Raw genomic sequence first — 10,242 nt, 5'->3', positions numbered from 1 at the left:
TTCTCCTCGGCCTGCGGCATCGTCGGCGGCGACGCCGCGTCGGTACTGTGCGCACCACTGCGCGTGGGCATGTCGTCGAGCAGGGTCATGAGCGGTTGCTTCCCTTCGATCAGGAGCGTGTCGACGTCGACACCGGGCGCGTGAATAGATGTGCCGCACAGAGCAAGTGGTGGGTCATCAGGCGCAAATGCCCGGACAGTAGCAGCTGATGTGGACACCGTCGATCGGTCCACACGCGCTGGCGCTAAAAGCGCGGGTTACATGGGTCGGGGTGCGGACCAGACCGGATCCCAGGTGTCGAATTCCCCCGCATCGACACGGCTCTGCAGGGCTCGCCACGGCGCGCTGTCGAGGCCGGTCTCGATCACGCACTGTTCGTAGAAGTCGACCGCCGCCAGGTGACCGAACTCCTCGTACTGCTGGGCCTGCAATTGGGCACTCCAGGTTTTGACTTCGGGGTCGGTGAGTTCAGCGTGGTTGTCGGCGATCCACGCATTGGTGCGTTCGGCGATACCGGCCAGGTTCCACGCAGCCGGGTCGAGGCCGGCGCGGCGGAGCAGCTCGGCGATCTGGTCCTGGGTCAGCTTCGGAGTCGGCATGGGTGACGGGCTTCCCGGTAGTCGGTGATGGCTAGCTAGCCTTCCAGGAACGCCGCAAAGATCCCCGCGCCGGAGGGGAGCCGACGACCCCGGCGACATGTCGACTGCACCCTGCGAGAAAGCGAACACTCCCGGCATGGCCTGCTCCGATAGCACTCTGCCCCATGACCCTCGCGCTGGGCGTGGACCGTCAACGCCGAGTCAGCCCATGTCCGCGCCGCCGACGCTGAGCGCCGACGTGGTGGGGTGGGCGCGCAGCGCTCGCTACGTCACCACAACCGACGTGAGGGGCGACATTCAGCTGCGCTCGGAGGCCGGCGTCTCGACTCGGTACTACGTCCGCCGGCGCGGCGCCAACCGCCTCGAACTGACCCAGACCGACGAGAGTGACGTCGAGGAGCCGCTGCTGTTCGTGGCTGACATCGAGGTCCTGGAGCGTTATCTCCTCGGGTTGTTCGCCGACGACATTCGAGACGATCTGGAGCTGCCGTTCCTCGAACTGCCGTACAGCCCTGAAGATTTGGCCCCCGGCTTTGAACTCAGCGGGATGGCGCGCGGTTACCGCACGCTGTCTCGCCCCGGCCGGGGGCCGGTCGCCGCCGCGCCGGATCCGACACTGAGCCTGCTGGCTCTCGTCCCGCTGTCCCACTTGCTCGGATGGTCGATCGTCGACCTCAGACAGGCGTTTCTGAACGGCGTGGGTTCTCCCCTTCTGCTCAACGGCCGCTATCGAGCGGTCTAGCGGCGAGCGCCCACGCCGGTGATTCACCGTGCATCATCGTTCGCCGTCGACATCCTCCTCGCGACGCCCAAAGAACGTCATTTGCAGATGTTTTCGGGCGTTCCACCGGGGTCGCCCGACCGGTGCGGCCAAACTGTGTTCGGTGACCACGGTGTCGCCGGTGCTCCCGCCGGGAAGAGGTGCGCACCGCCTTAGTGGGGCGCGGTTAGAGTCGAATCTGTGGGAGACGATGGCGACGCTGTGGTGGTGCCGTTGCGCCGCGCCGCGCCGGCCTCGCGCTCCCCGTCCGAGCTGTTCACCATCAAGGACGTCGCCGCGGCGTGCGGGCTCCCTCAGCCGGTGATCTCTCAGCTGGTCCCGTGCACGGACACCGCCGCGGGGCGCCTGTACTCCGGTGAGCAACTGCAGCGCGCCGTGGAGCTGGCTGAGGAGATCCGGGCGCGCAATCGTGGCGGCTCCGCCGGCGAGTGAGGCTCAGACGGCGCCCGAAGTGCCGCACAGTCGGATCGGCGCGGGTCAGTACGGGCGGTACTCCGCGACATACGCCGCTGCGGGACTGTCGGCGCCGTTCGGGTATCGGAGCACCGTCTTGCGGTCATGGTCAACCGCCTCGGCCTTCAGCTGGGCGGTGTGCTCGGCGTCGGACACGAAGTCGCGGCACTCCGGTTGCCGTACGTGGTCATATCGGCCGTCGTGATCAACACGCTGAGCACACCATCCGTACGTTGCCATCTCAACTCTCCTGTCTTGCCACGCATTTCATGCGTCGGCACTGCTGATGTGCAGCAGTCCCTACTCTCTGGTCCGCCGCTTTCCCGTGCCCCGTGCCCGGCGGCTGCTGCCTGTCAACGCAAGCACGGCGGTGAGTGCCCTACTGCTGATCTGCTCGTCGTCGGTCGCAATGGTGAGCCCTCGGCGCAACGCCTGGGCGACGAGCATCCTGTCGAACGGGTCCTTGTGGTCCCATCCGAGCTGTCCGGCGGCGATCGCGTCACCAGACTGAATGTCGAGGCTGGTGGCGTTCATCGCCGTCAGCGTGTCATCCCATGCCGACAACAGGGGACCGCCGTCGATCCGACCCAGGCGGGTCTTGATGGAGATCTCCCACGCCGAGGCCGCCGAGACCAGCAGTTCGTTGCGCTGATCGGCCAGGGCATCACGCACGGTGTCGGTGATCCTGTCCGGGGTGGAAACGAGCCAGAGCACGGCATGGGTGTCGAGCAGATAGGCGGTCACTGGGTGTCCTCCCACTCCGCAAGCTCCTCGGCCGGCAGTGGGTCGTCGAAATCCCCTGGCACCACCAGGTTCGGCAATTGGCCAAAGGTGCGAGGCCGTTCCTGTGCGGGCGAGAGGATGGCGACGGGCCGCCCGTGATTGGTGATGGTGACCGACTCGCCGGTGCTCTGCACCTCGGTCAGGATCGAGTTGAGGCGCGCCTTGGCCTCGGTGCTACTGATCGACTTCACGCCACCCATCCTACTCTCATTCGGCCCAGTCGCACTAGTCTTAATAGTGCGAATTCCTTGGTAGGTCCCGTGCGAGGTCCCGGAAGGACGCCATGTGGAGGGTGGACGCGACGGTGCACGTCTTCGTCGGGCCGTTGCGGTGCTTGGCCAGGATGAGGTCCGCCTCGCCGGCGCGGGGGCTGTCGCGTTCGTAGGCATCGGGGCGGTTGATGAGGATCACCAGGTCCGCATCCTGCTCCAATTGACCCGTTTCGCGCAGGTCAGACAGCTGCGGCGTCTTATCGGTCCGCTGTTCGGGGCCGCGGTTGAGCTGGCTGATCGCGACCACCGGGACGTCGAGTTCCTTGGCCATGAGCTTGAGGCTGCGCGAGAATTCCGCGACCTCGGCCTGACGTGACTCCACCCGCTTACCGGAGGTCATCAGCTGCAGGTAGTCGACCACGATCAACCGCAGGTCGGTCTTCTGCTTGAGCCGGCGGGCCTTGGCGCGGATCTCCATCATGGTCAGGTTCGGCGAGTCGTCGATGAACAGTGGCGCCTCGGTGATCTCCCCCATCCGCCGGGCCATTCGCGTCCAGTCGTCGTCGCTCATCCGTCCCGATCGCATGTCGGCGAGTTTGATCCGCGCCTCGGCCGACAGCAGCCGCATCACGATCTCGGACTTGCTCATCTCCAGGCTGAAGATGACGCTGGCCATTCCGTGTTTGATCGAGCAGGAACGCATAACGTCAAGTGCCACCGTTGATTTCCCGTGCCCAGGCCGGGCCGCGACGATGATCATCTGCCCGCCGTGCAGCCCGGTGGTCACCTCGTCGAGATCGGCGAATCCGGTCGGAACTCCGAGTGACTGGTTGCCGCCGGACTGGATCGCGTCGATCTCGTCCATGGTGGGCTGCAGAAGATCTTCCAGGGCCACCATGTCGTTGCTGGCGCGGTCTTCGGTGACGTCGTAGATCTCGGCCTGGGCCCGGTCGACGACCTCGGCCACGTCGGCGCCGTCGGCGCCGGCATAGCCGTATTGCACGACGCGCGTCCCGGCTTCCACCAGGCGGCGCAGCACGGCTTTCTCGGCGACGATGCCCGCGTAGTAGCCGGCGTTGGCCGCGGTGGGAACCGTGGCGATCAGCGTGTGCAGATACGGTGCACCTCCGATGCGGCGCAGTACCCCACGTCGATCGAGTTCGGCGGCCACCGTCACCGCGTCAGCAGGCTCACCTTGGCCGAACAGGTCCAGGATCGCGTTGTAGATCTGCTGATGGTTGGGGCGGTAGAAGTCGTTGGGCCGCAACCTCTCCAGCACGTCGGCGATCGCGTCCTTGCTCAGCAGCATCCCACCCAGCACCGACTGCTCAGCGGCCAGATCCTGCGGCGGTTGGCGGCCGTCGTCGAGATCGGTGTACGGCTCGGGCGCCGACCGCCGGCGGGTGCGCGTGGGTGCCTCGTCGAGATCGGTCATGCCGGAATCGCCTCCTCGAGTTCGGTGTGGTCGTCATCGGCTGCTAGATCGGCGGCGACGTGCGGCCAGCACAGGTCACACACCAGCGATTTCAGGGGCAGCTCCAGCCGGCGAACGCCGCGGTCAGAGCCACACATCACGCAGCTGCACCCACCGCTGATCGCCAGATCCATCAGCAGATCCGTGCTCAGCGACGTCACCGCCGGAACCGGCTGCGGCGCAGCGGTTTCGGGTTCGGGATCGCAGGCCGCGAGCACGTCGTCAGACCAGCGCGCCAACGCTTCGCCCAGCGACAGTTGCGGGAATTTGGCGGCCGCCCGGCGGGCCACCACGGCGAGGGCGGCCATCGGGTCAGAGACCGGCCGCTTGAACGTCGCCGCGCTGGCCCGTAGCGCTTTCTCGCGCACGTCGGCGCTGGTTACCGCGGCCAGGTCGGCGTAGCGACGCGCTTTGGTGTCCTCGGCTTCGGCACGGGCGCTCGCCGCAGCTTGGGCGTCCCAGGCCTGCTGGAGCGGGCGCAACTCCGGTCCGGCGCCGAGGACGTTGCGCTCCAACCGCCAGACCGCGAGTTTGTAGGGCCGCTGCACGTCGGAGGGCATTTCGGCGGTGAGCACGTCGAGGAGCTGCTCGGCACGCCAGCCGCGCTTGAGCCGTTGCAGGATCTCGCTTCCGAGCTTCCACCGCAGGTGCTTGGGCAGGTTGGCCATCGGCTCGGGCAGCCCGTCCATGACGGTTTTGAGTGTTCCGGTGGGAACCTTCACCTCAGTCGGTCGAGACGTCTCGCGCTGCGTGCTGGTGCGGAGGGTAGGGAGGTACTTCGTTTGGTCTATATAAGGACGCGGCTCGGAAAAGGTGACGGATTCGGGCTCGGAACGGCCGCTGTAGTCGACGATTACCCGCCCGGCAGCGTCTCGTTCGAGGACGTCGACGTCGCCGACGAATTGGCCGTGGATCGCGATGTAGGCACGCCTGCCGCGGCCCTGTGCGGGCCGGTAGACGATCAGTTCGTCAGCGGCCAGGGCGGCTAGTGCGCGGCCGATCGTCTTGAGGTCGTAGCGGCGGCCGCCGGCGGCGGTGATCTCGTCGACGAGCTGCCTCAGGCGCATCCGGTCGTCGGTGATCTTCGACCACGTACCGGCGCACAGCATGGCGAGAACGGCCGCCAGGACCCAGCGTGGGGCGCCGCGCAGCCCCAAGCTGGCGGCGTGCGAGCGGACTCGCTCGGTGACGGCAGCGGCGTCGCCGAATTCGACGCGTTCTCTCGGCGTCGACTTGCCGGCCCTCATCGCCGGCGCCCGAGCACGGCTCCGGCAACGGAAAACGCGCTCCGCCGCCGGTTCTGGCAAAGCGAATTACGGGGGTTTCGGGCTCCGCGACACGCCCATGAGGTTCCTGCTTTGTCGCAGGTCACGGGATGTAACGGCGAAACCCCGGTCAGATGTGTTGATCTGTGTCCAGGGTAGGCGCTACCCTGAGAACTACCTTCCACGGTGTTCTCCACTTGTTTATGCAGGACCTGAGAATCGAAGTTGGCGCTTCGGATCTCGCGAGGCTCGGAGTTGGCGCTCCGAGGAGAGAACTTCTTCTGATTCCCACATCCCCCTCGGGGGGCTTGTGTCCTCTAATCCCGCTATTGATTTGTGAGTCGTCTCGTTGGCGCGAGACGGTTAGATGTGCTTGTTAGACCTCCTTTACCGAGTCGTTACCGTCCATCCGACCACGCCATTGGCCGGTGATCTTGGATCGACACGACCCCGCGACGGCGTTGCCAGCGCCACCAGGGGGTATGTCGCAGGAATTGCCACCTGTCACAGCTGTCACAGGTAACGCCGCCGCCAGGTGTGCACGGCCCAGGCCAGGGCCTCATCGGTCAACGACGTCGCGATCTCGCGGTTGATCAGGTTCTCGGTGGCCCGAGCCCGCTGCTGGCGAGCCAGCTGAGCCCGCCGGCGCCTGCGGGCGGCCGCGACCCCGATGACCGCGGCGATCACGCTCAGCGCCGGCGCCCACCAGGTGCTACCGCTCAGTGACCAGATGAAGCAGGACAGCCACGCCGCCACACAGATAGCCACCATCAGCGGCGACTGACCGTGACGCGACCACCAGACCGCGACTCGACCCACCCAGCGCTTAACCATCGCGACGCCTCCCCTGCCTGTCGTCCGGGTCCTCGGCGCCGGGAAACCCGCCGCCGCGCAGCGCACGGCGCAGCAGCGCCGCGTACGCGTGTTTGGTCATCGGCGGCGTCATCGTCTGACCGAGGTCGGCCAGCGAGCCGTCGGGGTTGCTGATCCGATGCTCCAGAGCCTCGATCCACCGATCCCGGTGCGCGCTGGGCCGCTGACGGCGCAGCCTCTCCAACGCCCTGCGCGCCAACACGGCCTGCGTGCGTCCCGCCGCGGCGGCCTTGTCCCGGTTGGCCTGCGACCCGACGTCGGCCAGGCGCGGATTGTTGGCGATCACCGGCGCTGCTCCCGCCCGCGCGCGGCGACGCCGTAGTGATCGGCCAGAGCGAGCAGCACCGAGCACGGGGAGGTCACCACGCACTCACCGGTGGTGACGCCCTCCCACTCCCCAGCCCACGACCCGGCGGTGAACGAGCACTCCTCACACACCACCACCGCGTGCGGGCACCGCGACACCGCCGGCCCGTGGGCGGCGGAGCAGCCTGCGTCGACGCACGAAGCGCACACGGTCATCACGGGCCGGTGCCGCGCGGCGTGCGCCAGCAGGTCCGAACGATGCCCGGCCTGCGCGTCGGGGCCGGGGGCGGCGTCAGCCAGGATCGAGGTGAAGATCTCCCGCAGCAGCCGGCCGCGGGCGTCTCCGCCGGCGTCGGCGGCGTACAGCTCGATCTCCTGCTCGACGGTGCCCCGGTTCAGGGCAACCACCCAGCTGCACCGCTCGCAGCGCAGCCGTTTGATCCACCGGTTGTCGTAGGTGAACGGCCCGAACTTGCGCACCGGCTGGACCCGCGCACCACACGGCGAGAAGACGTCCGCCGGTGCCCTGTCGGCCCGTGGAGCCATCGCTTCCAGGTCGATGGCGTGATACCCCCACCCCGACATGGCGGCCCCGATCGCGAACCGGTGCCGGTCGTAGTCGATCGCGGCGCTCATGCTGTCCTCCCCACGGGCACGTCCCGGCTCACCGCATGCAGGTAGCGCGCGGCGACTCGCTTGATCTGGTCGTAACGCTCCGGGGTGACCCGTTCGGGCGCGGCGACCGAAGCCTGTTCGCCGCCTTCGATAAGTCCTTGCGCCTGCATGCTTTTGACGTCGAGCGCTTCGAGCATCACCGGGTCGGAGCCCTCGTCGGTGATGCAGAAGTAGGCGCGCACCCGGTGCAATTGGCCAGGCCTCTTCGCCCGGCCGATGGCCTGCTTGTGCGGCGCCGGCGACCAGTCGAGTTCACCGAACACCACCGTGCGCACCACCTCTTGCAGACCGTCGATACCCGCTCCCGAGCGCAGCGACATGATCAGCACACGCGAGCGGCCGGCGATGAAATCCGCCAACGAGCGGGCCTTCTGGTTGTTGGTTTCGCGGCCGGTGTACATGGCCGGGTTGTGCCGGCTCAGACGCTCGGCCCAGATGTCGTGGCAGGCGTGATGCCACCCCAGCAGCACCACACGGCGTTCACTTTGCAGCAGCAGCTCCACGAAGTCGGCGACGAACGGCGCCTTCGCAATGCCGGTGTGCTGCCGCATGATCCAGTCGAACTGTCCGGCCGCGGTCCACCGCTCCCGCGGATTGGCCGACTGATCGAGAATCAACCGCGCCAACGCCACCGCGTTGCCCTCGATCTCGGCGAGAACCCGAGGATCTGAGGGCACCGACTGCTCGATCGTCACCACCGGCGGAACCTCGATACCGGCCTCGTCGAGGGTGCGGTGCAGCAGCAGGCCCTGTGAGATCAGATGCGACCGCAACGCCAGCGGCTCGAAAACCTGTGTCTTGGTGTCCAACCCGGAGCTGTGGCACCACTCGCGGGCGAACTCCTGGCGGCTGCCCAGCACACCGGGACGCAGCACGTCGACGACGTTGTAGATCTCACTGCCGCCGTAGTTGTAGACCGGTGTCCCCGACAAACCCGTCCGAAAACTCGCAGCACCGGCGATCGTTGCCGCGGCCTTGTACCGGTCGGACTCCTCGCGCCGCAACTCCTGCACTTCATCGAAAATGACTGTGTTCACAACACCTTTGAGGTGGTGTTGCCACTTGGCGAGCTTCGCGTAGTTCATCACGATCAGGTCGGCGGTCCGGCCGCGGCGCTGCAGCGAATGAATCGGGCCGTTACGGACCTCCACCGATGTCAGATCGGGATAGAACGTCTTGAGCTGTCGACGCCACTGCCGCGGCATCGCCCCGGTCAGGGTGACCGCGAGTGCCGGGCGGGCCTGCGGCTGCTCCAGCAGCGCCAGACTGGTGAACGTCTTACCCATCCCCAGTTCGTCGGCGACCAGCACCCCGCCGGTGGCCCACACCAGATCACGCGCGGCGCGCTGGTAGCCGCGCAGCGGGATCGACGGGGACACCCACCCAGGACCGCCGCCGGCCGCCAGAGGCTCACCGCCCAGCACCTGGGCGACCCTGCTCTCGGCTTGCCGGTGTTCGGCGGCCAGACTCCGCAGCCGGCGCCGGTCCTGCACGGTCGCGCTCATCGGCCACCGGTCGGTCAGCCACTCCAGATCACGGGCGACTTCCAGAGTGGCGCTCAAGGTGACGGTGCCCCGCGTGGTGGCATCCACGCGCGGGAAGATCCGCTTGATCCGGATCATCACATCCGGGGTCGCCTCGATCTCCCACATGCCCGCCGGCAACCACCGGTAACGGCCCACCGCCCGCGCGGTCACAGCGACAGCCCCGGACCTGGCAGCGCGACCCCGCGAACCGGCACCCCGAGGATCTCACCGGGCATCCCCGACAGCGACGACAACCGCGGCGTGGCCACCACGATCGCGCGCACCCGCCGATGACTGGCATAACGCGCGAGCTGTGACAAGACCGCCGACCCGCGGGCCCGCATCTTGACCTCGACGGCCACGCAACCCTCGATCAGGAAGTCGGGCCGGTCACGCGGCGAGAGCCGAAACTCCCTCTCGACGCGAAACCGGTTCTCGCGCAGCACCTGTTCGATACCGTCCTGCAGGGCCACCTCGCGCGCCGCGCGATAGATCCGCCCGGACAGCGCCGCCACGATGCGATCGGCGAGCACCCCGGCATCGCCGTGCGCCGTCGGCGAAACTTTGGGGGCGCTCACCGCAGCGGCCCCGCCGCGTCGGCGCCGAGGACATCGGTGTCGGTCAGTAGATGCGCCCACCGCGGGTCGACGTCGACGAAATCCAGATGCGCCGCCGCAGTCAAGGGCGACAGCGGGGTCTTCTTCGACAGCCGCGAGGGATGCCGAGGCTGACCGTCGGCGGTCCACCCCAGGCACGCCACCGTCCCGCCGGTGCGCCGGCAGATGTTCCACAGCCGGGTGGCCACCGACCGCGCCCGCACCGGATCGGCGTTGGAGCCCCACGCGAACACGATCACGTCGTGGCGCGCGGCCTCACGATCCAGATGCCGGTCGTTGTCCGGGCCCACCGGATCCGCCAACCGCGCCAGCCCCGTGGGGTCGGTCATCACCGCGGCACTCAAGTTGAGCAACGTCACCGCGTCATAACCGAACTGCTTGGCGAAATCCTTGTCGCGCTTGGTTGTTTGGTCGTCACGGTGCTCGTCGGCATCCGACGGGTTCAGCGAGACGAACATCAACGCGGGTCCAGGTCCCCACCGCCGGGTCAACCAGTACCGGTAGCTGCGGTCCGCGGAGAACTCCGCATCGCCGCGGGTGTGCGTCCACGAAGGCATATGCAGATCCAGCATCAACGTCATGACACGCCTCCCTTCTACGAAATCAACGGTGAATCAGGCGGTTTGAGCAGGCTGTGGACGCGAGCGCGCGTTGCGGGACCCGCCGCCGAAACTGCGG

The 10,242-nt window shown here is 67.6% G+C and carries 13 protein-coding genes and 1 pseudogene; 2 read left to right on the top strand and 12 right to left on the bottom strand.

Annotated elements, in window-relative coordinates:
- Positions 1 to 257: 257 nt before the first annotated feature.
- Positions 258 to 599, bottom strand: coding sequence for a hypothetical protein (locus AC2VOU_RS08625; RefSeq protein WP_486957001.1), 342 nt, complete (start codon positions 597 to 599; stop codon positions 258 to 260).
- Positions 600 to 807: 208 nt separating this feature from the next.
- Here AC2VOU_RS08625 and AC2VOU_RS08620 point away from each other — a divergent pair, with 208 nt between their 5' ends.
- Positions 808 to 1,341: an Imm61 family immunity protein gene (locus AC2VOU_RS08620; RefSeq protein ID WP_486957000.1), complete on the top strand. Its 534-nt coding sequence runs from the start codon at positions 808 to 810 to the stop codon at positions 1,339 to 1,341.
- Positions 1,342 to 1,560: 219 nt separating this feature from the next.
- Entirely contained in the window at positions 1,561 to 1,812 is a 252-nt protein-coding gene (locus tag AC2VOU_RS08615; RefSeq protein ID WP_486956999.1) for a MerR family transcriptional regulator, read from the top strand.
- Positions 1,813 to 1,857: 45 nt separating this feature from the next.
- On the opposite strand, the gene AC2VOU_RS08610 is transcribed toward AC2VOU_RS08615, so the two are convergent.
- The 11 genes and pseudogenes from AC2VOU_RS08610 to AC2VOU_RS08560 all read right to left on the bottom strand — a co-directional run bounded on the left by AC2VOU_RS08610 (position 1,858) and on the right by AC2VOU_RS08560 (position 10,145).
- Positions 1,858 to 2,073: a hypothetical protein gene (locus AC2VOU_RS08610; protein ID WP_486956998.1), complete on the bottom strand. Its 216-nt coding sequence runs from the start codon at positions 2,071 to 2,073 to the stop codon at positions 1,858 to 1,860.
- Positions 2,074 to 2,133: 60 nt separating this feature from the next.
- Positions 2,134 to 2,577, bottom strand: coding sequence for a type II toxin-antitoxin system VapC family toxin (locus tag AC2VOU_RS08605; RefSeq protein WP_486956997.1), 444 nt, complete (start codon positions 2,575 to 2,577; stop codon positions 2,134 to 2,136).
- Complete coding sequence (locus AC2VOU_RS08600; RefSeq protein WP_486956996.1) at positions 2,574 to 2,807, bottom strand: type II toxin-antitoxin system Phd/YefM family antitoxin; 234 nt, start codon at positions 2,805 to 2,807, stop codon at positions 2,574 to 2,576. The genes AC2VOU_RS08605 and AC2VOU_RS08600 overlap by 4 nt, the downstream gene beginning before the upstream one ends.
- A 40-nt stretch (positions 2,808 to 2,847) precedes the next feature.
- Positions 2,848 to 4,194: pseudogene (gene dnaB, locus AC2VOU_RS08595) on the bottom strand (replicative DNA helicase); the annotation flags it as partial.
- A gap of 65 nt (positions 4,195 to 4,259) precedes the next feature.
- A complete protein-coding gene (locus tag AC2VOU_RS08590) occupies positions 4,260 to 5,549 on the bottom strand; it encodes a hypothetical protein (protein WP_486956995.1) in 1,290 nt (429 codons plus the stop codon).
- 531 nt (positions 5,550 to 6,080) lie between these two features.
- Positions 6,081 to 6,401: a hypothetical protein gene (locus AC2VOU_RS08585; RefSeq protein ID WP_486956994.1), complete on the bottom strand. Its 321-nt coding sequence runs from the start codon at positions 6,399 to 6,401 to the stop codon at positions 6,081 to 6,083.
- Positions 6,394 to 6,726, bottom strand: coding sequence for a helix-turn-helix domain-containing protein (locus AC2VOU_RS08580; protein WP_486956993.1), 333 nt, complete (start codon positions 6,724 to 6,726; stop codon positions 6,394 to 6,396). The genes AC2VOU_RS08585 and AC2VOU_RS08580 overlap by 8 nt, the downstream gene beginning before the upstream one ends.
- A complete protein-coding gene (locus tag AC2VOU_RS08575) occupies positions 6,723 to 7,382 on the bottom strand; it encodes a hypothetical protein (RefSeq protein ID WP_486956992.1) in 660 nt (219 codons plus the stop codon). Before AC2VOU_RS08575 ends, AC2VOU_RS08580 begins: the two co-directional genes overlap by 4 nt.
- Complete coding sequence (locus AC2VOU_RS08570) at positions 7,379 to 9,118, bottom strand: SNF2-related protein (RefSeq protein WP_486956991.1); 1,740 nt, start codon at positions 9,116 to 9,118, stop codon at positions 7,379 to 7,381. Before AC2VOU_RS08570 ends, AC2VOU_RS08575 begins: the two co-directional genes overlap by 4 nt.
- Positions 9,115 to 9,525, bottom strand: a complete 411-nt coding sequence (locus AC2VOU_RS08565; RefSeq protein WP_486956990.1) for a hypothetical protein — start codon at positions 9,523 to 9,525, stop codon at positions 9,115 to 9,117. Before AC2VOU_RS08565 ends, AC2VOU_RS08570 begins: the two co-directional genes overlap by 4 nt.
- Positions 9,522 to 10,145, bottom strand: a complete 624-nt coding sequence (locus AC2VOU_RS08560) for a DUF1643 domain-containing protein (RefSeq protein ID WP_486956989.1) — start codon at positions 10,143 to 10,145, stop codon at positions 9,522 to 9,524. The genes AC2VOU_RS08565 and AC2VOU_RS08560 overlap by 4 nt, the downstream gene beginning before the upstream one ends.
- Positions 10,146 to 10,242 lie beyond the last annotated feature (97 nt).

The organism is Mycobacterium sp. TH-M25 (assembly GCF_057473665.1).
Note: the sequence above shows the minus strand (reverse complement) of the source record. Positions and strands in the feature narration are given on the sequence as shown.

Coding starts and splice junctions, on each gene's coding strand:
- AC2VOU_RS08625 (WP_486957001.1), bottom strand. CDS start 599: ATGCCGACTCCGAAGCTGACCCAGGACCAGATCGCCGAGCTGCTCCGC.
- AC2VOU_RS08620 (WP_486957000.1), top strand. CDS start 808: ATGTCCGCGCCGCCGACGCTGAGCGCCGACGTGGTGGGGTGGGCGCGC.
- AC2VOU_RS08610 (WP_486956998.1), bottom strand. CDS start 2,073: ATGGCAACGTACGGATGGTGTGCTCAGCGTGTTGATCACGACGGCCGA.
- AC2VOU_RS08590 (WP_486956995.1), bottom strand. CDS start 5,549: ATGAGGGCCGGCAAGTCGACGCCGAGAGAACGCGTCGAATTCGGCGAC.
- AC2VOU_RS08585 (WP_486956994.1), bottom strand. CDS start 6,401: ATGGTTAAGCGCTGGGTGGGTCGAGTCGCGGTCTGGTGGTCGCGTCAC.
- AC2VOU_RS08575 (WP_486956992.1), bottom strand. CDS start 7,382: ATGAGCGCCGCGATCGACTACGACCGGCACCGGTTCGCGATCGGGGCC.
- AC2VOU_RS08560 (WP_486956989.1), bottom strand. CDS start 10,145: ATGACGTTGATGCTGGATCTGCATATGCCTTCGTGGACGCACACCCGC.